22 protein-coding genes and 1 pseudogene are annotated in these 21,451 nt (G+C 68.0%); 13 read left to right on the top strand and 10 right to left on the bottom strand.

Features of this window, described 5'->3' with window-relative positions; translation table 11 throughout:
* Positions 1 to 125: 125 nt before the first annotated feature.
* Both E3T55_RS05135 and E3T55_RS05130 read left to right on the top strand, forming a co-directional pair.
* Entirely contained in the window at positions 126 to 1,106 is a 981-nt protein-coding gene (locus tag E3T55_RS05135) for an FAD:protein FMN transferase (RefSeq protein ID WP_198418517.1), read from the top strand.
* Positions 1,103 to 2,590, top strand: coding sequence for a 2Fe-2S iron-sulfur cluster-binding protein (locus E3T55_RS05130; RefSeq protein ID WP_134518485.1), 1,488 nt, complete (start codon positions 1,103 to 1,105; stop codon positions 2,588 to 2,590). Before E3T55_RS05135 ends, E3T55_RS05130 begins: the two co-directional genes overlap by 4 nt.
* A gap of 30 nt (positions 2,591 to 2,620) precedes the next feature.
* On the opposite strand, the gene E3T55_RS05125 is transcribed toward E3T55_RS05130, so the two are convergent.
* Positions 2,621 to 3,301, bottom strand: coding sequence for a ferritin-like domain-containing protein (locus tag E3T55_RS05125; RefSeq protein ID WP_134518484.1), 681 nt, complete (start codon positions 3,299 to 3,301; stop codon positions 2,621 to 2,623).
* Positions 3,302 to 3,465: 164 nt separating this feature from the next.
* Here E3T55_RS05125 and E3T55_RS05120 point away from each other — a divergent pair, with 164 nt between their 5' ends.
* Genes E3T55_RS05120 through E3T55_RS05110 form a run of 3 tightly spaced genes read left to right on the top strand, consistent with a single transcriptional unit; the run spans position 3,466 to position 6,218 of the window.
* Positions 3,466 to 4,155 (top strand): response regulator transcription factor, encoded by a 690-nt coding sequence (locus tag E3T55_RS05120; protein ID WP_134518483.1) that lies wholly within the window; start codon positions 3,466 to 3,468, stop codon positions 4,153 to 4,155.
* Between the two features lie 8 nt (positions 4,156 to 4,163).
* A complete protein-coding gene (locus tag E3T55_RS05115) occupies positions 4,164 to 5,534 on the top strand; it encodes a HAMP domain-containing sensor histidine kinase (RefSeq protein WP_198418516.1) in 1,371 nt (456 codons plus the stop codon).
* A 30-nt stretch (positions 5,535 to 5,564) separates the two neighbouring features.
* The gene (locus E3T55_RS05110; protein ID WP_134518481.1) at positions 5,565 to 6,218 is read left to right on the top strand and encodes an IMPACT family protein; all 654 of its coding nucleotides are present in this window, start codon (positions 5,565 to 5,567) and stop codon (positions 6,216 to 6,218) included.
* 4 nt (positions 6,219 to 6,222) lie between these two features.
* Here E3T55_RS05110 and E3T55_RS05105 read toward each other — a convergent pair whose 3' ends face one another.
* Positions 6,223 to 6,777 (bottom strand): CGNR zinc finger domain-containing protein, encoded by a 555-nt coding sequence (locus E3T55_RS05105; protein WP_174775429.1) that lies wholly within the window; start codon positions 6,775 to 6,777, stop codon positions 6,223 to 6,225.
* A gap of 54 nt (positions 6,778 to 6,831) precedes the next feature.
* Here E3T55_RS05105 and E3T55_RS05100 point away from each other — a divergent pair, with 54 nt between their 5' ends.
* Positions 6,832 to 7,899 carry an EamA family transporter gene (locus E3T55_RS05100; RefSeq protein WP_241992878.1) on the top strand — a complete coding sequence of 356 codons (1,068 nt, stop codon included), beginning with the start codon at positions 6,832 to 6,834 and terminating at the stop codon, positions 7,897 to 7,899.
* A gap of 136 nt (positions 7,900 to 8,035) precedes the next feature.
* Here the strand turns inward: E3T55_RS05100 and E3T55_RS20930 are convergent.
* From E3T55_RS20930 to E3T55_RS05080, 4 genes and pseudogenes are all read right to left on the bottom strand, one after another.
* Positions 8,036 to 8,155, bottom strand: a pseudogene (locus E3T55_RS20930) (DoxX family membrane protein); the annotation flags it as partial.
* Positions 8,156 to 8,398: 243 nt separating this feature from the next.
* The gene (locus tag E3T55_RS05090) at positions 8,399 to 9,037 is read right to left on the bottom strand and encodes a hypothetical protein (protein ID WP_134518480.1); all 639 of its coding nucleotides are present in this window, start codon (positions 9,035 to 9,037) and stop codon (positions 8,399 to 8,401) included.
* 314 nt (positions 9,038 to 9,351) lie between these two features.
* On the bottom strand, positions 9,352 to 10,017 hold the full coding sequence (locus E3T55_RS05085; protein WP_255455378.1) for a response regulator: 666 nt from the start codon (positions 10,015 to 10,017) through the stop codon (positions 9,352 to 9,354).
* Positions 9,999 to 11,330, bottom strand: a complete 1,332-nt coding sequence (locus E3T55_RS05080) for a sensor histidine kinase (protein ID WP_134518479.1) — start codon at positions 11,328 to 11,330, stop codon at positions 9,999 to 10,001. Before E3T55_RS05080 ends, E3T55_RS05085 begins: the two co-directional genes overlap by 19 nt.
* 129 nt (positions 11,331 to 11,459) lie before the next feature.
* Here E3T55_RS05080 and E3T55_RS05075 point away from each other — a divergent pair, with 129 nt between their 5' ends.
* Genes E3T55_RS05075 through E3T55_RS05060 form a run of 4 tightly spaced genes read left to right on the top strand, consistent with a single transcriptional unit; the run spans position 11,460 to position 14,191 of the window.
* The gene (locus E3T55_RS05075) at positions 11,460 to 12,242 is read left to right on the top strand and encodes an ABC transporter ATP-binding protein (protein ID WP_134518478.1); all 783 of its coding nucleotides are present in this window, start codon (positions 11,460 to 11,462) and stop codon (positions 12,240 to 12,242) included.
* Positions 12,239 to 13,024 (top strand): ABC transporter permease, encoded by a 786-nt coding sequence (locus E3T55_RS05070; protein ID WP_134518477.1) that lies wholly within the window; start codon positions 12,239 to 12,241, stop codon positions 13,022 to 13,024. Before E3T55_RS05075 ends, E3T55_RS05070 begins: the two co-directional genes overlap by 4 nt.
* 30 nt (positions 13,025 to 13,054) lie before the next feature.
* Positions 13,055 to 13,603, top strand: a complete 549-nt coding sequence (locus tag E3T55_RS05065; protein WP_134518476.1) for a hypothetical protein — start codon at positions 13,055 to 13,057, stop codon at positions 13,601 to 13,603.
* Positions 13,604 to 13,624: 21 nt separating this feature from the next.
* On the top strand, positions 13,625 to 14,191 hold the full coding sequence (locus tag E3T55_RS05060; protein ID WP_134518475.1) for a P-loop NTPase family protein: 567 nt from the start codon (positions 13,625 to 13,627) through the stop codon (positions 14,189 to 14,191).
* A gap of 160 nt (positions 14,192 to 14,351) precedes the next feature.
* Here the strand turns inward: E3T55_RS05060 and E3T55_RS05055 are convergent, their stop codons facing one another.
* The 3 genes from E3T55_RS05055 to E3T55_RS05045 form a co-directional block, all read right to left on the bottom strand.
* Positions 14,352 to 15,878, bottom strand: coding sequence for a hypothetical protein (locus E3T55_RS05055; protein ID WP_134518474.1), 1,527 nt, complete (start codon positions 15,876 to 15,878; stop codon positions 14,352 to 14,354).
* Positions 15,875 to 16,543: an ABC transporter ATP-binding protein gene (locus E3T55_RS05050; protein WP_166791682.1), complete on the bottom strand. Its 669-nt coding sequence runs from the start codon at positions 16,541 to 16,543 to the stop codon at positions 15,875 to 15,877. The genes E3T55_RS05055 and E3T55_RS05050 overlap by 4 nt, the downstream gene beginning before the upstream one ends.
* 64 nt (positions 16,544 to 16,607) lie before the next feature.
* Positions 16,608 to 17,033 (bottom strand): GNAT family N-acetyltransferase, encoded by a 426-nt coding sequence (locus E3T55_RS05045; protein ID WP_134518472.1) that lies wholly within the window; start codon positions 17,031 to 17,033, stop codon positions 16,608 to 16,610.
* A gap of 401 nt (positions 17,034 to 17,434) precedes the next feature.
* Between E3T55_RS05045 and E3T55_RS05040 the strand changes: the two genes are divergently transcribed.
* Together E3T55_RS05040 and E3T55_RS05035 are read left to right on the top strand one after the other, a co-directional pair.
* Positions 17,435 to 18,970: an HNH endonuclease signature motif containing protein gene (locus E3T55_RS05040; RefSeq protein ID WP_134518471.1), complete on the top strand. Its 1,536-nt coding sequence runs from the start codon at positions 17,435 to 17,437 to the stop codon at positions 18,968 to 18,970.
* Between the two features lie 98 nt (positions 18,971 to 19,068).
* The gene (locus tag E3T55_RS05035) at positions 19,069 to 19,851 is read left to right on the top strand and encodes a maleylpyruvate isomerase N-terminal domain-containing protein (RefSeq protein ID WP_241992877.1); all 783 of its coding nucleotides are present in this window, start codon (positions 19,069 to 19,071) and stop codon (positions 19,849 to 19,851) included.
* Positions 19,852 to 19,878: 27 nt separating this feature from the next.
* Here E3T55_RS05035 and E3T55_RS05030 read toward each other — a convergent pair whose 3' ends face one another.
* A complete protein-coding gene (locus E3T55_RS05030) occupies positions 19,879 to 20,817 on the bottom strand; it encodes an FAD-dependent oxidoreductase (RefSeq protein WP_134518470.1) in 939 nt (312 codons plus the stop codon).
* A 93-nt stretch (positions 20,818 to 20,910) separates the two neighbouring features.
* Between E3T55_RS05030 and E3T55_RS05025 the strand changes: the two genes are divergently transcribed.
* Positions 20,911 to 21,423, top strand: coding sequence for a hypothetical protein (locus E3T55_RS05025; RefSeq protein ID WP_198418515.1), 513 nt, complete (start codon positions 20,911 to 20,913; stop codon positions 21,421 to 21,423).
* Positions 21,424 to 21,451 lie beyond the last annotated feature (28 nt).

Raw genomic sequence — 21,451 nt, 5'->3', positions numbered from 1 at the left:
CGGCGCCGGCCACAGCGGTTCCAGCGCCGGCCGCAGCGGTTCCGGCTCCGGCGCCTCCGGCAGCGGCGGCGCCCGCCGCAGCGGCGCCCGTGCACGGCACCTCCGGCGGGTCGGGGGGCTAGCCCGTGTCCCGACCGGTCAGCGCGGGCGACATGATTGCCCGCGACGCCCTGCGCGCCGTCTTTCACGACACCGATACCGTTCCGCGCAGCATCTCACGGCGGCAGCGCCTCATGGGCGGCGGGGCCACGATCACGCTGGTGGGGGCATCCGCCGACCTGCTGGATGCCTGTTTCACGCTCGCCGACCGGTGCGAACATCGGTGGAGCCGATTTTGGCCGGACAGCGATATCTCGCGCCTGAACTGGGCCGAGGGCCGGCCGATCGAGGTCGACGCGCTCACCGTGCGCCTGCTCGACAGCATGCGCGACGCCGGCCGCCTCACCGCCGGCGCCTACGACCCGACCCTGCTGCCGCTGCTGCTGCAGACCGGGTACACCGCCTCGGCGGTCGATCCGGCGCGCATCACGCGGCTGCCGACATCCGCTCGGGCACCGGGAAATCTGGCCGGAATCGAGAGCCGCGACGGCGTGGTCTTCATGCCGATCGGCACGACCCTCGACCCCGGCGGTATCGGTAAGGGCCTGACCGCCGACCTCGTCTGCGAGTTCGCACTGGACGCCGGTGCCTGGGGTGTGATGGCCGAAATCGGCGGCGACATCGCGGTGGCCGGTACCGCGCCTGATGGGGCAGCCTGGCGCCTCGGCGTGGAGAACCCGTTCGATCTCAGCGAGCGGTCTGCGGTGGTGCGCCTGAGCCAGGGTGCCCTCGCGACCTCGAGCCAGCGCAAGAAGCGTTTCGGGACCGGACCCGGGGATCGACACCACCTGCTTGACCCGGCCCGACTCGCGAGCGCGGCTACCCGTATTCAGACCGTGTCGGTGATCGCTTCCTGTGGCGCTCGTGCGGAGGCCCTCACCAAACCCGGATTTCTGCGGAGCCCCGACGATTACCTGGCCTGGCTGCCCACGATCGGCGCCGCCGGATTGCTCATCGACGATGCGGGGGCCCAGATGGCCTCCGAGAACTGGAACCTGTACCTATGATCGATCCACACCTCTGGTGGTATGTCACCCGAGCGAGCGCCATCATCGCCTGGGCGCTCATGACCGGGTCGGTGCTGTGGGGCATCCTGCTCTCGACCCGGGTGCTGCGCCGCATCGACAGCCCCGCCTGGTTGCAGGACCTGCACCGCTACCTTGGCGGTGCCGCGCTCGTGATGGTCGGCCTGCACCTGGTATCGCTCATGCTCGATCCGTGGCTGAAATTCACCGCGGCCGAGGCGCTCGTGCCCTTCGCCACGGATTTCAAGCCGCTTCCCGTTGCCCTCGGCATCCTCGCCTTCTATCTGCTGGTCGCCGTGCAGGGCTCGTCGCTGCTGATGCAGCGCCTGCCGCGTCGATTCTGGAAGTTTCTGCACCGGGCGAGCTACCTCACCGTGCTTCTCGTCTCCCTGCACGCCGGGTTCACCGGTACCGATGTGGGCACCTGGTGGTATCGAGCCGTGGCGATCACGCTCATCGGCCTCTCCACCCTCGCCGTCATCGTACGGATGCTCGCGGGCGCGCGGTTCGGTGGCTCGCGAGCCGAGCACCCGCAGCAGAAACGGAGCCTGATTGTGGTGAGCGTGACCACCGTCGCCGACGGCGTGCGCGGCATCCGTCTGGAACTGCCGAACCGGCGGCGGCTGCCCGCCTGGCAGCCAGGTGCCCACCTGACCCTGCACCTGCCGAACGGTCTGCAACGCCAGTACTCGCTCTGCGGCGACCCGGCCGAGCGTCATCACTACGACATTGCCGTGCTGCACACCCGCGAATCGGCCGGTGGCAGCGCCTGGATTCACCAGAACCTGCTGCCCGGAATGACCATCGAGGTCTCGGGGCCGCAGAACCACTTCGCCCGTGAACCGGCCCCGGAATACCTCTTCGTGGCCGGCGGAATCGGCATCACACCGATCAAGGCGATGATCGAGTCGCTGCCGGCGCATCAGGTCTGGCGACTGATCTATGCCGGACGCAGCCGCAGCACGATGGCCTTCGCTGACGACCTCGCGGCGCGGTATCCGGGCCCGGTACGCGTTCACGCTGCTGACGAGAACGACGCCGTGCTGCACCTGGCCACGATCGTGGCCGAGGGTTCACCCGAAGCCGAGGTCTACTGCTGCGGACCCGAATCGCTCATGACCGCGGTCGCGGCCCTCGTACCGGCCAAGCGGATGCACCTCGAGCGGTTTGTTGCCGTGCGGCGTGCGGCGCCCGCGGCCGAGCCGGTGCTCGTCTCGTGCCGCAAGAGCCGGCGGGAGGTGCTCGTGCCGGCCGGCCAGAGCATCCTCACCGCCCTGGAGCAGAACGGGCTTCCGGTGCTCGGATCGTGCCGCACGGGGGTCTGCGGCACCTGCGAGCTGCGAGTGGTCGCGGGCGCCCCGCTGCACCTCGACTCGGTCATGGACGACGCCGACAAAGACCGTCTGCGCATCATCTACCCCTGCGTGAGCCGCGCAAGCACACCCATCCTCGTGCTGGACGTGTGACCCGCACTGCTCACCTGGATAGCCCCGTAGCTAGCCACCGAAGGCGACGAGGTGCCGTTCGGAGCCGTTCAGCAGGTTCTCGTAGACCGCGAGCACGTCGGGGGCCGTGACTCCCTCGGTCGCGGCGGTGAGGTCGGCGATGTCGAGCTCTTCCGCGGTGCGGGCCGCTTCCAGCGCGGCGTCGAGGTTCACCGAACCCTCGGCGAGCAGCGTGTCGTAGAGGTCTTGCGTCACGTCGGTGGAGAAGACACCGGCGGCCAGACCAACGGTCGGGTCGGTCACGTCGTAGCGTTCGAGGAGCATGCTTACGGCGTCGAGGTGCTTGGTCTCGGCCGAGGCGACGCGGGTGAAGACCTTAGCGTCGTACTGGTCGGCGAAGGCGATGTACAGGTCGTGCGCGAGCTTCTCCTCGGCGGCCATCGCCGCGAGCGCGTCGGTCTGCTCGGCCGTGAGGGTGCCGCTCTCGAGGTCCGTGAGGCAGGTGCCGGTTCCCTTTTCGGTGCCCGAGCCCGTCTGCGTTCCCATTGCGTTGCCCTGGCGTCCCGCCGGTTCGCGCTGTTCTGAGGTCGTGCCGGCTGCGTTGCCGGCTGCGTTGCCGTTTCCGGCGGAGTTGCCGTTCCCCAGACCGGCGGCCAGGCTCGGCGTGGCGAGGAGGGCTGTGATGACGACGCCGGCGGCGACGCTGGCCGTGATGATGATGCTCTTACGCATGGTGTGCTCCTGTAGCTAATTCCCTGAGCGGGACCTCGGCTGGTGTGCCTCGGTAACTAGACGATGACGCCCGGGCGTGCAGGCGAGTTGGCGACCGTGTGGAGATGATGTGGAGAACGCCCGGGAGCCGGCATCCGCTCGCGCGCCCGGAGCTAGGGTGAAGTATGCCCACGGTGCTGATCGTCGAAGACGAACGCGATATTCGCGAGCTGCTGCGTCGCTATCTGGAACGTGCCGGGTTTTTCGCCCTCACGACGGGGTCGGGCGCGGAGGCACTCACACTGCTCTCGGCCGCCGACCTCGTCGTTCTCGACCTCGGCCTGCCCGACATTGACGGCACCGATATTCTGCGCGAGATCCATCGGCTCGCCACGCTGCCGGTCATCGTGCTGACCGCGCGCAGCAGCACGGAGGACCGCATTCACGGCCTCGAACTCGGCGCCGACGACTATGTGACCAAGCCCTTCAGCCCCGCCGAAGTGGTGCTGCGGGTGCAGGCCGTGCTGCACCGCTACAGCGGCGTGCCGGCCGACGCGGGGCCGGTCAGCTACGGCGATCGGCGGCTGCGCATCGATGAGGGCACCCACCGCGCGTGGCTCGATGACGTCGTGCTCGACCTCACGCCGACCGAGTGGGGCCTGCTCGCCGCCGTGGCGACCGCGCCGGGTCGGGTGTATTCGCGCTACGAACTGGTCAATCGGGTGCGCGGCTACGAATACGCCGGGTACGAGCGCACGATCGACTCCCACATCAAGAATCTGCGTCGCAAGCTCGGCGCGACCGGGGCGGATGTCGTGCAGACGGTGCTCGGAGTCGGCTACCGGCTGGGCCTGACCCAGGATGTGCCGTCATGATGAGCCGGGTGACCCCCCTCGGTTCGCTCGGACGACGGCTGCTGCTCGCCTTCGTGCTGGTCGCATTGTCGTCGGTGCTCGTGCTCGGCGGCGCCGCGCTGATCGGGGTGGATCGCGGCGTGCAGGTGGCCCAGCAGGATGATCGCGAGCGGATAGCGGCCACCGCGGTCTCGGTCGCGGCCGAGGTGTACCGGCAGGCCGATGGCTGGGAGTCTGCCGACCTGAGCCGGGTCTTCGCGGTCGGGGACGCGGCATCCGCTCGCCTCGCCGTGCTGGATGCCAACGGGGCCACGCTGCAGGCTGACACGGGCGGTGCGGGCGGTGCGGGCGAATCCGGAGGCTCGGGAGGCGCGGGTCAGGGCGCCGGGATGGGCCAGAACGCTGTGACGACCCCGGTTCTGGTCGACGGAGTCAAGGTCGGCGCCGTGCGCCTGAGCTTCGGGGGCACTGCGGGCACCCGCGCCCTCGCCGTGGCCTGGAACTGGATCGCCGTGGCCGCGGGGGTCGCACTTATCGGGGCTCTCGCCGTGAGCTGGCTCGTCACGCGCAGGCTGGTGCGGCCGATTCGCGCCATGACGGACGCCGCCCGGTCGTTCACCGCTGGCGACCGCGAGTGCCGTGTCGCGTCCGGCACCGCATCGCGGGCGCCCGGGGAGCTCGGTGAACTCGCCGTCGCGTTCAACGGCATGGCAGATTCGGTCGTGCGCTCGGAACAGGGCCGCCGCACCCTGACGGCCGATGTCGCCCACGAGCTGCGCACACCGCTGGCCGCGCTGCAGGCGGGGCTCGAGGAACTGCGGGACGGGCTCGTGCCTGCCACTGCCGAAGGGATTGCCGGACTGCACGACCAGTCCCTGCGCCTCGGCCGGATCGTGGCGGACCTGGCCGAGCTGTCGGCCGTCGAGACATCGGAACTGTCGTTGCAACTGGCATCCGTCGATCTGGCAGGGATTGCCCGCGACGAAGCAGCTCACCACGAACCGCGGTTGCGAGCCGCCGACCTGCGCGTCACCGTCGAGGCCGACGATCCGGTTTCGGTGCGAGCGGATGCCGACCGGCTGCACCAGGCCATCGGTAACCTGCTCGCGAACGCTGCCCGGTATTGCCGACCCGGCGACAGCGTGACGCTGAGTGTCTGGGCGGCCGGCGGCGAGGCCATTCTGCGGGTCGCCGACAGCGGTCCCGGAATCGCCGCGGATGAACTGCCGCACATTTTTGATCGGCTCTGGCGGGGCCGTGGTGCGCAACAGATCGCCGGGTCAGGCATCGGCCTCGCCCTCGTGCGCGAGATCATCTCGCGTCACGGCGGAACCATCGTCGCGACGTCGGTGCTGGGCGAAGGCACGACCGTGACCATTCGGCTGCCTGGCCTGCCCTGAACCCGTCGGCGGATGCGCGAGACTGGGTGTATGCCCGACCTCACCCTGCGCGGCGCCGCCGGCAGCCGGGTCGACGGCGAGATCGAGATTAAGCACTCCCGCTTTCTCTGCCGCCTGGTCAGGACCGAGACCGAGGCGGACGCGCAGTCCGTGGTCGACGACGCCCGCAGGGAGCACGTCAAGGCCCGCCACCACTGCTCGGCGTTCGTGCTCGGGCCATCGGGCGCCCCCGATCAGGTGCGACGTGCGAATGACGATGGTGAACCGTCGGGAACGGCGGGCCGGCCCATGCTCGAGGCCTTGACCGGGCGCGGTCTGGTGGACTGCGTGGCCGTCGTGACGCGCTATTTCGGGGGTACTTTGCTCGGTGCTGGCGGACTCGTGCGCGCTTACTCTGACGCCGTGCTGACCACCATCGACGATGCCCAGCGCCGCAGGCTCGTCGTGGGCCGCGAACGCCGCGAACTGTTCACGCTCGCACTGGGCCATGCGGATGCGGGTCGCATCGAAGCCGAGCTGCGTCAGCGCGGAGTGCATATTCTGGGCACCGACTACGGGCGTGAAGCGGTGCTGCGTATCGCCGACGATGACGCCGAGCGGCTCGCCGCGATCGTCGCCGGGGTAACGGCTGGAAGCGCCGCCGCGCAACCGGTCGGCCATGAATGGGTCGACATCGAACCGTGAATTCTCAGGTGTCGGCCGCCTGACGCTCGCGGAACGCGATCATGTTCATGCGATTGCCGCAACGCACACTGCAGAATCGCTTGGACCCATTGCGTGAGAGGTCGAGCACGAGTCCAGAGCAATCATCCGCTTCGCACAGCCGCAGGCGCGCCATCTCATTGCTGCGAATCACGTCGATCAGCGCCAGGGCGGCCTCGACGCGCATCCGCTCGCCGAGGGGCGCCTCGGGCACGGTCGCGTGCAGGTGCCAATCAGACACGTCGTGTCGGGCGAGCTGAGGGAGCGCCTTCGCGTCGCGCAGTATGCGGTTGACCTCGCCCACGGCGTCGTCGCGGCCCTGGGTCCAGACTCGGCGCAGCAGGGCACGGGTCTGCCGCACGTCACGGAGTTCGGCGTCATCGCCGTCGATGCGCCCCGTGAAAGGGATCGGGGCGAGCAGGGCGGCGAGGTCATCGAGCGTTTCAAGCTCGTCCCGGCCGCTGCGGGACGCCCCGGGGTCGGTGTTGCCGAGCATGACCGCGAATTCCAGAGCCTCTTCGGTGTCAGGGGCAAAATGCAAGTTGACTCCTTGCGAGTTCGGTCCTACTGTCAGTGGTATCAGCCAGTTTAGACTATGACAGGCGCGACCGAAGGGCTCACCGTGCAGCTGACAACAACACAGCTGACCACCATGAAGCTGACAACAACGAAGCTGACGTCGATACCGGGCGGCCTCGCCGTCGCGGTTCTCTCGGCCGTGTCATTCGGCACTTCCGGCGCACTCGTGAAGCCGCTGCTTGAGGCCGGCTGGTCGCCCACGGCCGCCGTTACCGTGCGTGCGTTCGCCGCCGGACTCGTACTGTTGCCCCTGGCCTTCGTGGCGCTGCGGGGCCGTTGGGCCGCACTATGGCTCGGGCGCTGGCGCGTGCTCGGTATGGGCGTCGTCGGCGTCGCCGTCACCCAGCTGGCCTACTTCGCCGCGATTCAGACCATTCCGGTCTCGACCGCGCTGCTCATCGAGTTTCTGGCGCCGCTGATTTTGGTCGGCGTCGCCTGGGCCGTCTCACGGCGGATGCCTCGCCCCGCCGTGTTTCTCGGCTCCGCTCTCGCGGTCGGCGGCCTGGTGCTCGTGATCGGGCCGGGGGCGATTCAGGCGGTCGACCCACTCGGCCTGACGTTCGCTTTTCTCGCCGCGATCGGCTGCGCCGCCTACTTCTTCATTGCGGCCCGACCAGACCGCGATCTGCCCCCGGTCGCCCTTGCGGCGTTCGGTCTGATTGTCGGGGGTCTTATTCTGGGGGTGCTCGGGCTGACCGGGGTGCTGTCGTTCACCGCGACGTTCGGTGAATTGCCGCTGTTCGGCGCCGTGGCGCCGTGGTGGGTGCCGATCGCGCTGCTGGTGGTCGTCAGTACGGCCGTGGCCTATGGCACCGGCATCACCGCCACCGGCGTGCTCGGGTCGAGGCTCGCCTCGTTCGTGGGGCTGCTCGAGGTCGTTTTCGCCTCACTGTTCGCGTGGCTCTTGCTCGGCGAGCAACTCACCCCGCTGCAGCTCGTCGGTGGTGTGCTGATTCTCGGCGGCATCGCGGCCGTGCGTTCGGAGCGGGCCGAGGTGCTGCTGCCTCCGGCCGCGGCAATGGTGCCGGCCACGCGGATGACCGCGGAGGCGCCGGAACCGGCGCCCGCGGCATCCGTTCGGTGAAGAGGGCGCTCGGTGAAGCAGGCGCTCGGTGAAGCAGGCGCCCGGCGAAGCAGGCGCCCGGCGAATCGCAGCGGCCGTTAGCGCAGCACGCGCAATTTGCCGCCAAATGTGCGGTCGATCGAGACGCGGCCGGGGCCACGATGTCGGTGGCCGGCACGCCCATGTCGGCGAAGGATGCCTGAGTGCCGGCAATCGTGAATTGGTTGTACTTCTGCAGTCCGTGCTGCAAAAAGACGATCCCGAGAACCACGCGCAGTGCCGTGATCCCGATCTGGTTCAGGGTTGACTTGGATCAGGCTGCAGACATGGGGTCACTTCCGACGGGGCGAATGCGCCGCACAAGTCTGCCACTGGCACCGAATACCGGGAACGAACACAGACTTCTCCGGCACTGGGTCTCTGCCAACCGTACGTGGCCTCGCGCGCACGCCGGTCGGCAATCGCCCGTGCAATCCGATTGCCAGAGTCTGTGCAGGCGCGAGGCGCGCGACGAGCCGCTTTAGACCAGCAGCACCGGGGCTGGATCATCGATCGTCGGCGGGTTCAGTACAACGTCGAGGGCGTCGTTTCGGCTGAGGGAACCCGGAAAGTTATAGCGGGCGAAGCTGCCCGTGGGGTCATCACGCGACTGCGGTACAGCGATCGATGACCGACGAACGATCTCTGAGACGACCGCGGTGACGGCCGCGGAGAGGGTCTGGCCCCGGCGACTACGCAGGCGAACGGAGGCCCGCGGGCCGTTCTCGGCGCCAAACCGCAGCGTGAGCATGCGGGTATGACTGCGCTGTCGGTCGAGCATGTCGAGGCGGGCCCAGGTGATATTGACCAGCGGCGCGGCCCGGTGGCCCGCCCGCAACTCGCCGGTGTCGAAGTTCACCCACGGCTGCGGGTAGCGCAGTCGCTGCACCAGGTAGAGCAATGAAACCAGCGGCACGATTGCGCCGACGGAGAGCAGTAGCCCCCACCAGGCCGAGACATCCGCGGCTCGAGCGAGAGCGGAACCGAGGTTGACGGGCACGATGGCGACGAGCGCAATGTTGCCCGGACCGGCCGCAAAGGTGCTCCACCAGCCCGCCCGGTCGAGTCGTGTCCAGCCAGAGGAAAGCCGTGCCGCCGTCCGCTCGCTGTTTTCACTCACTCAAATAACATACCACTCGCCCCGCTTAGTTTCGCGCGCCGGGGGTTGGGCCGCGCTCGTCGCGCAGGGTCAATATTCAGCCCTTCGATGCGCCTGTGCGTCGATTTCCGCTGGTTGCCCCAGAGTCACGCCCGGAGTCACGCCCGGAGTCATGCCCGGAGTCACGCCCGAGGATCCAGGTCATGGGGCCATCTGTGACACTGCGCGAGCGAGATGTCGGAGAACGCCCCTTGGGGGGAGGGCGGATTCAGGAGCGAGGCACCCATATCGGTGCCTGAGGCGCGGCGTCGACGCCGCGTCCCAAGCGTGTTTGGTCAGCCGAGGCCCGCGTCGTGGATGCAACGGGCGATGTTGACCCGGTTGGTGGCGTCGAGTTTGGTGAACAGATGCCCGACGTGGGTTTTGACCGTCGCGACGCCCATGAACAGTTCGGCGGCGATCTCGGCATTCGAGAGCCCACGCCCGATCGCGACCGCCACCTCGGTTTCGCGGTCGGTCAGCCGCTCGAGCAGCAGTCGGGCGCGCTTTCGGCGGTCGTCTGGTGCAGCGATCACGGTCGCGATGAGCTGCGCGGTGACGCTTGGCGAGAGCATCGGCTGCCCATCGGCGACGCGCCGCACGGCCTCGACGAGCTCGGCCGGTGGCGTGTCCTTGAGCAGAAAACCGGCGGCGCCGTGCCGCAGCGCGGTGAGTACCATGTCGTCGGTGTCGAAGGTCGTCAAAACGATAACCCGGGCTGGGTCGCCGCTCTGCTGCAGGGCTTTCGTGGCCGCCAGGCCGTCCATTCGCGGCATCCGGATGTCCATGAGCACCACGTCGGGTGACTCACGGCCGATCAGCTCCAGCGCCGCACGCCCGTCGTTGGCCTCGCCGACGATCTCGATCGTGGGGTCGCCGCCGAGGATCATGCGCAGACCAGCGCGCACGAGGGCGTCGTCGTCGATGAGGGCCACGCGTATCGTCAGGTCCAAGGCAGCCACGCCCTCAGTATGAAGGACCCCGCATCGGTTCCGTGCTCGATGCGCCCGTCGGCGAGTTCGGCACGTTCGCACAGACCGATGAGACCGACCCCGCCGCCCTGCAGGCCTGGGTCCGCGTGGGGGAACACGGGGTTGGCTGCCCTGAGCAGCAGCAGGTCGCCGCTGTGCTCGATGTGCAGAGTCACCGGCTGGCCGGGCGCGTGCTTGCGGGCGTTGGTCAGGGCTTCCTGAATGATCCGGTACGCCGTTCGGGACACCGTGGGGGACAGCCCAACCAGCTCGGTGATGCTGCCGGTGACGCTGCCGGTGATGCTGCCGGTGACGCTGCCGGTGACCTCGGCGGCGTCCAGGATGGCGGGCGTGGGGGCATCCGTCGCCGCGACCCTGACGGTCATGCCGGCCTCGCGGGCCTCGGCCAGCAGGGCGGGCAGTTCGGCGAGGGTCGGCTGCGCGGGTTCGGGCGGGCTCGCATCGACGCCGGCAGGCCCGCTGCGCAGCACGCCGAGCACCTGACGCAACTCGGTCAGGGCGAGGTGCGCGTTGTCCTGGATGATGCCGGCGGCTTGAGCGGTCTCCTCGCGGGTGAGGTCGGTGCGATAGGTCAGCGCACCGGCGTGCAGGGCGACGAGGGAGATGCGGTGGGCGAGCACGTCGTGCATCTCGCGGGCGATGCGAGTGCGTTCGGCGTCGCGAGCGGATGCGGCCCGCAGCGCCTGCTCGCGCTCTGCGGTCTCGGCCCGCTCACGCAGGGAAGTCAGCAGCGCCCGGCGTGCTCCGATGTAGAAGCCCGTGGCCACGCAGATGGCGTAGATGGCGAGCGCCAGGCTGCCGGATGCCCACGGCCCCGGGTACATCGTGATGCCCGGCACGCTCGCGCGCAGCACCAGCTCGTAGACGACGGTGGCCAGACCCCAGATCACGCCAACGACGGCGACGCCCTTCCAACGTCGGTGGGTGCTCATCGAGATGGTCGCCCAGATGGCCGGGGCGAGCGACGACGCCGACACGGCCGAGAACGCTGCCGTGATGGCGGCGATCGGCACGGGGTGTCGCCGACGCAGCGGCAGGAGGCACAGGGCGAGGGTGCCGAGCGCGATGTCCAGAAACAACAGCCCGCCGACGTAATTCTCGACAGCGGGCGCCAGGTCGTCGATGGAGGGACCGAGAAAGTCGACGGACACGAAGACGAGAAACAGGAGACCGGTCACGGCGGTCACGAGATACCGCCAGATACGTGACCACGGCCGCAACCGCTGCACGTGATCGTCAATCTCCGGCGCAGTGGGCAGGGCGGGAGCGGGCCAGGGGATCATGCTCCCCAGAGTAGGGGGAAGCGTACCGGCCGACCTCCACCCTGCGTCTCGGGTGCCTCCGCCCACAGGTGGAGGCGTCCGAGACCCCGGGGCGATCCGCCCGAAGGTGAGCGCCGAAACGATGGAGACATGATTCAAGCAGAGCACCTCACCAAGCGATACCGTTCCCGGCTGGTCGTCGACGATGTCTCCTTCGTCTGTCGACCGGGCCGGGTCACCGGATTCCTCGGCCCCAACGGCGCCGGCAAATCCACCACGATGCGCATGCTGTGCGCCCTCACCACCCCGAACTCCGGGCGCAGCCTGGTGCTGCAGCATCCGTTTCGAGAATTGCGCAACCCGGGCCGGCACGTGGGCGTGCTGCTTGACGCGAGCGCCCAGCACGGCGGGCGAACGGGCCGCGAAATTCTCGCCCTGTCGGCGTGCCTGATGAGCCTGCCCGCCGCACGGGTGCAGCGGGTCGTCGACGTCGTCGGGCTCACCGCCCGGGAAGCGGATGCGCGCACACGCACCTACTCCCTCGGCATGCGACAGCGGCTCGGGCTCGCCCATGCGCTGCTCGGTGAGCCGCAGGTGCTGATTCTCGACGAGCCCGTGAATGGCCTTGACCCGGCGGGCATCCGCTGGATGCGCGGGCTGCTGCGGTCCTTCGCGGATGCCGGCGGCACGGTGTTGCTGTCGTCGCACCTGCTGCACGAGGTCGAGGCCATCGCTGACGACCTCATCATCATCGGAGGCGGGCGTATCCTGGCTCAGGGCAGCGCGGCCGAACTCACGTCCACGTCCGGGGGGCTCGAAGAACTGTTTTTCGACCTGACGGCACAGCATGGTCGAGGGCAGCATGGTCGAGGGCAGTACGGCCGGGAGCAGTTCGGCCGGGAGCAGTTCGGCCGAGAAGAGGTTGCCTCATGAATACCCTGACCCTACCCGGCTCCGTCCCGACCCTTCGAACGCCCGGTGGCATCACGTTCACCCGACTCTGCGGGGTCGAACTGCGCAAACAGGTCGATACCCGCGCGGGGCTGTGGCTGCTGATTGTGATCGCCCTCGTGAACACGGCGCTCATCGTGCTCACGCTGACGACCGTGCCGCCCTCCGAGCTCACCTGGGCCAATCTGACCTCGACCGCCTCTCTGGCCCAGTTCGTGCTTCTGCCGTTGATTGGAGTGATGGCCGCGACGAGCGAGTGGTCCCAGCGCACGGGCCTCACGACCTTCGCCCTCGAGCCCCGGCGCACGCGGGTGAATCTGGCGAAGCTGGTCTCCGCCGGCCTGCTTGGGCTCTTGGTGATGCTGCTCACCGTGATTGTCGGTGCCGTGCTGAACGTGGTCGGCATCGTCTTTCGCGGCGGAGACGGATCGTGGGCGATGGACTGGTCAATGCTGGCCGGCGCCGCGCTGGCCCTGCTGCTGCTGGTCGCCCAGGGGGTAGCGTTCGGGCTGGCCTTTCTGAGCACCCCGATCGCCATCGTGGCGTACCTGGCGTTGCCGATCGTGTGGACGACGCTCACCATGTTCATCTCCGGGCTGGCCGGACCGGCAACGTGGCTCGACATGAACGTCACGATGCTGTCGCTGATGATGGGAGAGATGAGCGTTCTGGGCTGGGCGCAATTGACCACATCCGTTGCCGTCTGGGTCGGAGTGCCGCTTGCCGTGGGTCTCTGGCGCACCGCCCGCCGAGACGTGGCCTAGCGTGGGCTGCATCACGAAAGGGGGTGGATCGTGATCCTGGCAGTTCTCATCGCTTGCGAAATCGGCTTCTGGGTCGTGATTGTGCTGGGCTTGCTCGCCCGGTACCTCCTCGAGGCCAGGACGCTCGGCCTCATCCTTCTGTCTTTGGCGCCGGTCATCGACCTGGTGCTGCTGATCACGACCGCCGTGCATCTTCGATCCGGGGCCGAAGCCGAGTGGGTGCACGGCCTTGCCGCGGTCTACATCGGGTTCTCGGTCGCGTATGGCCATCAGCTGATCCGCTGGGCCGACATCCGCTTCGCGCATCGCTTCGCCGATGGCCCCGCGCCGATGCGGCTCGTGGGCGCGGATCACACCCGGGCCCGGTGGACGGATGTCGCACGAACCCTGCTCGCCGCGGCGATCTCCGCCCTGGTGCTGTCGGGCCTGACCTGGTTGGTCGGCAACGCCGCGCAGACGGCCGCCCTCGAGGGCGTGAACCGAATTCTGCTCGTGATCTGCGGCCTCGAGTTCATCTGGGCCGTGGGGTACACGATCTGGCCCCGCCCACCGGCTCAGCGTTCCACGGGTGCTGCCTGAGCGGATGCCTAAACTGGGTCGATGCTCTCCTGCCACGACGCGCTGCCCCACCGCCCGCGGCGGGTGCTCGTGGCCGGAGTGTCGGGTGCGGGCAAGACCACGCTCGCCCGACGGATCGCGGCCGTCACGGGAGGTCGGCACACCGAGATTGACGCCCTTTACCACGGCCCGGGGTGGATTCCCCGGCCGGACTTCGTCGACGACGTGCGGGCGTTTATGGCTGATGAAGCCTGGACAACAGAGTGGCAGTACACCGCGGCCCGTCCGCTCCTGGCTGAGCAGGCGGATCTGCTGGTCTGGCTTGATCTGCCGTTTCTGCGCGTGACGCTGCCCCGGGTGGTGTGGCGCACCATCCGTCGCCGAATTCAGCGTTCTGAGCTGTGGAACGGCAATATCGAACCACCGCTGCGCACGATCCTGACTAACCGGGGGCACGTCGTGCGCTGGGCAATCTCAACCCGGAACACGTACCGCCAGCGGGTGCCGCCGCTGGAGGCCCGGTACCCGCAACTCGTCGTCGTGCGGCTGCGGTCGCAGCGCGCGGTCGAGCAGTGGCTGGCGGGTGCGCTCAGCCGGGCGACGCTCTGACGCGGGCGACGCTCTGACGCGGGCGACGCTCTGACGCGGGCGACTGAGCAAAATCGGGCGAACATGCGCAGCGGTCTGGGCAAGAAATCTGCGCCGGCATGCGTGCCCACATGCGTCACGCCGCCCGTGAAAGAAGGCAAAGAATTCGGGTGAGTCTGCGTCAGGCGCCGAGTGACCGAATACGTCGCTGGGCCAAGACGGCCACGCCAACCGCGGCGAGGGCGAGCCAGGCCGCCGCTCCGAGCCCGTGGTGAGAAAAGTTAATGGTGAGGCCACCGGAGACGATGAGAACGATCAGCAGGGCATCCGCTTGCCAGATGATGGCGTTCAGAATCGCGATGTCGCCGACCGGCGTGGGTACCGGCAGCAGCAGACCGATCGGCATCGGTCCTTGTGCAGAGTCGAAAACGCGCACGAGCACGATGAAGACGGCCACGAGCAGCCACCAGAGAAGCGCGGCACCGGACACCCCGGCGATGACGGCCCCGAGCGAGCCGAAGACCAGCGCGGCCAGAAGCGGAAACGCGGTGTGGTATCCGATCATGATTCGGGCGTCGCGACCATAGAGCGACCCGGGCGCCGCATTCTCGGCGGCATTGCGCAGGCCATCACAGCACACGCCCACGGCAAGATAGCCGATACCCGACCCCGCGAGGGCCGTCAGCCAGCTGAGGCCATCGGGCACGGTCGACGTCACGGTGGTGAGCCAGCCGGCGCCGACCAGTGCGACGCAGCCGAACGCGCTGCGCAGGGGAAACCGGCGTGCGGCCGTGAGGTCCCGGTGCAGAATCGCCCACCACAGCGGCCCGGTCAGGGGCATCTGCAGGCGCCGGCCACGCGTTGGCGGGGCGCGCAGCGCGCCAGAGGCCCCCGCAAGGTCGCCGGTCTGCACCAGCGCCCCGATCGACTGCCAGCGCCGCGATTGTGCCATGATCTCGGCGCCGCGCAGATTGTTGAGCAGCGCGGGCACAGCGAGAAGTGTGAGTGGCGACACGGCGAGCGTGATCGCCGGCCACCACAGGGGTGCCGTGCCCGCACTCACTGACTGCCAGAGTAGGGCGAGCCAGCCGCCGGGGGTGATCCAGAGCACGCCGTCACTGCCTGCCGTGAGACCCGTCACGACGAAAATCACGGCCAGCGTCGCCGTGGCGCGGCGAGGCAGGCTCTGCCCCATCAGCCACAGCACCGCAAGCAGCGTCGCGAAGGCGAGGCAGCCGAACACGACTAAGACGGCCGAGACGGATGCCGCCTCCCCGCTCACGATCCGGGCTGCGATCACGAGGCCCGCCGCGGTCACGGCCAAGCCGACGAGCACGCTCGCACTCGCCGCGAAGGGCCGACGCAGGGTTGAGCTGCGCGGCAGGTCGCTGCCGGCGAGAAATTCGGCGAGGAACGGGCTCGGTAGCACGGGACCGCGGGTGCGTCCGAGCATCAGGGCTGCGGCGGCGAGGAATGCCGCAACGACTGCGACGATGCGATAGCTGTCAGGGGAGTCCACCGCGCTGAGAACGTGGGGCTGGGCCAGCCCGCGAACGATCGAGAGCGCGGCCGGCACCGCGACGAGGGCGATGATCAGTAGCACGAGATAGATCAGGTAGCCGGTGTCCCCGGCCGACCTGGCGGGTGCGCCGCTGCGGGTGGCCAGCACCAAGCGGGCCTGGGCGAGCACCGGCGGCTGCCCCCTCACTGTTCGCCGAGCTGTTCGCCGAGTTGTTCGCCGAGTTGTTCACCGAGAGTTATGGTCGTGTCGGCGATCGAGTGCACCATGTCGGCGTTGTGGCTCGCGAAAACAACGGATGCCCCACGGTCGATCTGCGCGCTCAGCGCCGCGACTACGAGGTCTCGGCGGTGCGCATCCAGGCGTTGCTCTGGCTCATCCACGACGAGCACGTCGAAGGGGCGAACGAGAGCCGTTGCCACCGACAGCAACTGAGTCTGCCCGGAGGACAGCTCGTTCACGAAACGGTTGCGGAGTTCGGTGATGCCGAGGGCCTTCATGGTGGCGTCGGCGGCATCCGTCGCCGTGGATCCGGTGCGGCCCCAGGTCGTGGCGATGAATCGCAGGTGTTCGTGGGCGGTCAGTTCGCGGGCGAAGGCGGGCAGGCCGATGCGGGCGGAGATGGCGCGCCGGGCGCCGCGGTTGCGCTCGTCGATGGGGTGGCCGTCGAGCAGAGCCTGGCCGTCGGTCGGCTGTAGTTGACCGCTCAGGATGCGCAGCAGCGTGGTCTTGCCCGAACCGTTGCGTCCCTGCACGGCGAGGGCCGTGCCGGGCTTGACGGTCAAGGACACGGGCGCGAGCAGAACTTCTGAGTCAATCGAAGCGGACACGGCACGGGCTTCGAGGTGGGGCACCGCTCCATCCTCTCGCATGCTCGCCCGAACGAGTGTCGCTACGCGTGTCGTGCGAGGCACCGCATCAGCGCAACAGAGCGAACATGCGGAGAGCGTTCGGGGTGAAATCTGAGCCTTCGGTGAACCCCAGCGCCTGATAGAACGCACGCTGGCCAGGTTCATCGTCGGTGATCAGTACCGTCTGGCGGACATGCGCGTAGTGCTGGGTGACCTGGTCGAGCAGCGCCCGGCCGACTCCGCTGCCTTGGTAGGTCGGTGCCACGAGGATGTCCTGCAGGTAGCAGATTGTCGTGTCGTCGGAGATTGCCCGTGCCAGCCCGATGAGTTCGCCGTTCTCACCTCGTGCGCTGACCACGAATGACGAGTTGTCCAGAGCGCGCCGCAGAGCGAGTGGGTCAGCGGTGTAGGTGCTCCAGCCGACAGAGGCATAGAGCGCGAGCGCCTGGTCATCGGTGATCGTGTCATTCAGGATGGTCGTGAAGGGGAGCATTCACCGAGTCTGGCAGGTGCGGCGTGTGAGGTCACGGGCGTGTGAGGTCACTGGTGTGCGCGGTCCGTGGCGTGCTTGGTAGGTGGCCTGCGCGATCAGTGGCGCCAGAAAAGAGCGAGTTCGAGGGCGTCTGCGCCGACATCGCTCCCGACGCCGACGGCTCTCATCGCACAGCGGTGCACCCGCTCACGCGCGGTCACGGGGAGAGCGGCGGCTCATCGGTCATAGTCGGAGTTGAGGACATCGCGGGTCGTTGCTGAGTCCGCGAGCTAGCAGCCCAGGATCTTCTGGAACACCAGTTGAGTCTGTCACTCGTCTGAGGGAAGAATTATCTCTGATTATTCTGACAATCACTCATATATAGTCTTGAAGTTGAATTCTAGACCCGCGATACTGAGAATATGTCATTGACACTCCCGTCGGACACAGATTCCGACCACGAAGCGGTTGAGGCGCTCGCTGAGATTCAGGAGCGTCTCGCCGAAGTTCTTGCTGGGCTCACCCTCTCACGACCCTCGGACATGGCCGCGGTCGGGGTGTTGGGTGGGTTGGAGGGCCTGGGCCGGCTGGTGGATGCCGCCCGGGTGATCTCCGCGCATGATGTGGCGGGGCGGGCGGCCATTGACTTCGGGTCGGGCAGTCTGATCAAGAAGCTGGGCTGTCGCAACACGGTCGACGTGATCACGGCGGTCACGCGAGTGTCGGTGCGGGAGGCCAAGCGGCGCCTGGCGTTGGGTGCGTTCACTCGGGTGCGCGCGGGGGTCGGGGCGACGTTGCCGGCGCTGTATCCGGTGGTGGGGGCGGCGTTGGCTGCGGGCGAGATCGGGGTGGATGCCGCCGAGGTGATCGTGAACGGTCTTGACGTGGTCTCCCGCCGGGCCGAGCAGAGCAAGTTGGAGGCCGCCGAGCAGGCGTTGGTCACTGTCGCGACCGGTGCGCAGATGCTCGATTCTGACGGTGACCCGTGCCCGGGGCTGGCGTTGCCGCCGGACAACCTCCGTGTGTTGGTGGCGGCCTGGCAGGCCCGGCTCGACCCCAACGGTATCGCTCCGACCGACCGTGCCCGGGAGGCCAAGAGCAGTATCGGGTTCGGTCTGTTGCGCGATGGTCTCTACCCGTTGATCGGTGGTATGACTCCGCTGGACCGCGGCATCATGGAGAAGTTCTGGGCCGCGCACTTCGCCACCAGCAGTCCCACCTTCACCCCCACCGAGAGCACCGAAGGTGCTGATGGTGCTGATGGTGCTGATGGTGCTGAGGGTGCTGATGGTGTTGAGGGTGCTGAGGGCGAGGGCAGCGACGAGGAGGCCCGACAGATCGTCTGCGTCGACACCCGCCCCGCCGGTGAGAAGCGAGCCGACATCGTGCGGGCGCTGTTTGTGGCTGGAGCCCGCGACCCCGGCGCTCCGAGTATCGGCGGTGCGGCGCCGACCGTGATGGTGCACGTCAACGCCGCCGACCTCGAAGCCGGCCGCGGCGTCGGCTGGATCGACGGCCTCGACGCCCCTCTCTCGTTGAAAACCGTCACAGACCTGATGAAGGTCAGCAGCGTGGAACCCGTCGTCTTTGACACAAACGGGCGCATCGTGCAGGTCGGCAGCGTGCAGAACCGCCGCAAGCGACTCTTCGACCACCTGCAGCGCCGCGCCATCACCGCCCGCGATGGAGGCTGCGTCATTCTCGGCTGCACCGTGCCCGCGTACTACTGCGAACTCAACCATGTCGTGCCCTACAGCGAAGGTGGAGACACCGTCATCTCCAATGGCTGCGCCGTCTGCTGGTGGCATCACCAGAGCCTGGACAACATCGGCGGCTGGCGCATCCGCATGATCAACGGCCGACCCCAAGTCAAAGCCCCACACTGGCTCGACCCCACCGACAGCTGGCGCGCACCACAAAAACACCGCGCCACCACGCCCACAACCACTCGGGACTAACGGGCCGAACTGATAGCGGTGCTCCGACCACGTATCGTCGGGAGAGACATCGACGTTTCTCGTTCAGGGGTTTTCGTCGCCGCATCGAAAGGAACCCCTTGGACCTCGACGTGAACGCCCAACTCTTGCTCGCACGCCGTGCCACGGATTTCTTCAGCGACACGCTGAGCGTTCTCCCCGACGCTGAACTGGGTGGCGCGTCACTTCTCTCAGGTTGGACCCGAGGCCACGTGGTCTCACACGTTGCCTACAACGCCCACGCCATCGCGCGGCTCGTCGAATGGGCGCGCACCGGCGTGGAGACCCCCATGTACGAGTCCGTTGCCGTGCGCAACCGAGAGATTGACGAGGGCGCCGCCCTCGACGCGGTGGCGCTGCGCACCCTGTTCAGTGAATCTGCGGCGCACCTCGACGAGGCCTGGAACGACCTGCCGGCGGATTGCTGGGCCCGCCCGGTGCGAACCATGCAGGGGCGCGAGATTCCGACATCCGGCACAATCTGGATGCGAACCAGGGAACTCTGGGTGCACGCGGTGGATCTCGCGGCGGCCGACACGTCGTTCGCGGACGTCCCCGCCGAGGCCATAGACCGGCTGCTCAGTGACGTGGTCGACGCCTGGACGAGCCGCGGGGACGGCGCAGGCCTCATTCTGAACGTGACCGATTCGGCGCTTCCTCTGCGGTTCGGTGAGACCGATACAGAGACCGACACCGCGTCTGAGACCGACACCGCGTCTGAGACCGACACCGCGTTCGCGACCGAGCACACTGACACGGTGTCTGGCACCCGGGCCGCCCTGGCGGAGTGGGCGACCGGCCGCGGCGCCGCGGACGTCAGTTCGACGTCGGGGGAGGTTCGAGTAGCGCCGCGCTGGCTTTGAGCCACGAGCGGGGTCCGGCCGGACGGGTCAGGCCAGGGCTGCCGCGACGTCGAGCCCGGAGCGCACGGCGCGCTCGATTCCATTCGGATGATCACGCAACAGACCGAATCCATCGCCGGCCACAATGACACCGGACGCACTCTGCTCGGCGTCGAAAGTCGCGTTCGGCACCGTGATGCGGGAGTCCGCATAGCGCCAGCGCTTGAGCTCCGAGTTCATGACGCGGGCACCGGGGTAGAGGCGGCGCAATTCGTGCAGCAGAGCGGCGTGCGCGAAATTGGCGTCGACGTGTGCGTGCAGGGCGCTCCACTCGTAGTTCGCGAAGAGTTCCAACCAGACCAAGCCCGTATCGTCGCGGTGGCGCATCCGAATGAGGTCGATCACAGCGGATTCGTCGAGAAAATGTTCGCTCTCTTCCGGGCCCACCACGACGCAGAGCAGCACGTCACGCCGCTCGTACGTCACGGCAGCGAGCGGGGGAGTCGCGTCCGCGCCGCTCAGGCGCAGAATTTCGGCGCTCTGCGGCAGCGGAGCGGTGAGCACGAGCTGTTCGGCCGCGATCGCGTCGCCGGTGCCGTGTGGCACCACGTGGATGAGACCGTTCGTCTCCACCTCGAAGTGAGTGACAAACGTGTGCCGGATCACGGCACCTGCGGCCCACCGCGCGGCGATGTCACCGGCGGGTTCGGTAAAGTTCCATTCGCTGAAACGGTCGCTCCCGGATGCGGGGGTGAATTTGGCTCCGGTACGGCGGGTAATCTCGGCCATCACCTCGTCATCGTCAGCGATGACGTTGGCGACGGATGTGTTCAGCAACATTCCGCCGAGCGGCCGGCTGGCCAGGCGGCCACCCGGCCGCGACCCCTTGTCGAGCAACAGCACAGACCGCCCCCGCTCCGTGAGCGTGTGGGCGATCGTCAACCCGCACACGCCCGATCCCACCACGACGACATCCCACGTTTGCATGTGCGAAGGCTAGTGCACTGCCGACGGGGAATGTCAGAGGTGCCGCGTAACGTTACCCGGACGGGTACCCCAGCGAAAGGACCTCACCACGACATGTCGAACACACTCGAATCCAGTCTCGAATCCAGTCTCGAATCCAGTCTCGAGTCCAGCCTCACCGCCGCGAGCGCCGAGGCCCTCAGCGTACGCGCTCTCTACGAAACGCTCGAACAGCGTTTCAACGGAAAGACCTGGTCGCTCAACGAAATGAGCATCGGGTTCTCCAACGATGTCGGCTACATTGGTCGGCTGTTGCTGGCCCACGACGGCACCTGGCCCATCGACGGTGACGAAACTGCCGAGCTGAAGCACAAGCTTGCCGAATCCCTGTGGTGGACGTTTGTGCTCGCGGACAAGCTCAACATTGATATTGATCAGGCCTTTGCGCAGACGATGACGACCATTCGGGCTGGCCTCGTCGCCACGATCGAGCGCACCGCCCCAGAGGCTGCTGTCGAACGGGAGCCTGCTGTCGAACCGGAGTCTGCTGTCGAACCGGAGCCTGCTGTCCAACCGGAGCATGCTGTCGAACCGGAGCCTGCTGTCGAACCCGGGGCTGCCCGGTAAGGAGCGACGCAGGCCCCGCTTGGGGGTC

This window comes from Cryobacterium frigoriphilum (assembly GCF_004403305.1).
GTDB lineage: Bacteria > Actinomycetota > Actinomycetes > Actinomycetales > Microbacteriaceae > Cryobacterium > Cryobacterium frigoriphilum.
This window is presented reverse-complemented; position numbering and strand designations above follow the sequence as displayed.

Coding starts and splice junctions, on each gene's coding strand:
- E3T55_RS05130 (WP_134518485.1), top strand. CDS start 1,103: ATGATCGATCCACACCTCTGGTGGTATGTCACCCGAGCGAGCGCCATC.
- E3T55_RS05125 (WP_134518484.1), bottom strand. CDS start 3,301: ATGCGTAAGAGCATCATCATCACGGCCAGCGTCGCCGCCGGCGTCGTC.
- E3T55_RS05120 (WP_134518483.1), top strand. CDS start 3,466: ATGCCCACGGTGCTGATCGTCGAAGACGAACGCGATATTCGCGAGCTG.
- E3T55_RS05110 (WP_134518481.1), top strand. CDS start 5,565: ATGCCCGACCTCACCCTGCGCGGCGCCGCCGGCAGCCGGGTCGACGGC.
- E3T55_RS05100 (WP_241992878.1), top strand. CDS start 6,832: ATGACAGGCGCGACCGAAGGGCTCACCGTGCAGCTGACAACAACACAG.
- E3T55_RS05080 (WP_134518479.1), bottom strand. CDS start 11,330: ATGATCCCCTGGCCCGCTCCCGCCCTGCCCACTGCGCCGGAGATTGAC.
- E3T55_RS05075 (WP_134518478.1), top strand. CDS start 11,460: ATGATTCAAGCAGAGCACCTCACCAAGCGATACCGTTCCCGGCTGGTC.
- E3T55_RS05070 (WP_134518477.1), top strand. CDS start 12,239: ATGAATACCCTGACCCTACCCGGCTCCGTCCCGACCCTTCGAACGCCC.
- E3T55_RS05060 (WP_134518475.1), top strand. CDS start 13,625: ATGCTCTCCTGCCACGACGCGCTGCCCCACCGCCCGCGGCGGGTGCTC.
- E3T55_RS05045 (WP_134518472.1), bottom strand. CDS start 17,033: ATGCTCCCCTTCACGACCATCCTGAATGACACGATCACCGATGACCAG.
- E3T55_RS05040 (WP_134518471.1), top strand. CDS start 17,435: ATGTCATTGACACTCCCGTCGGACACAGATTCCGACCACGAAGCGGTT.
- E3T55_RS05030 (WP_134518470.1), bottom strand. CDS start 20,817: ATGCAAACGTGGGATGTCGTCGTGGTGGGATCGGGCGTGTGCGGGTTG.
- E3T55_RS05025 (WP_198418515.1), top strand. CDS start 20,911: ATGTCGAACACACTCGAATCCAGTCTCGAATCCAGTCTCGAATCCAGT.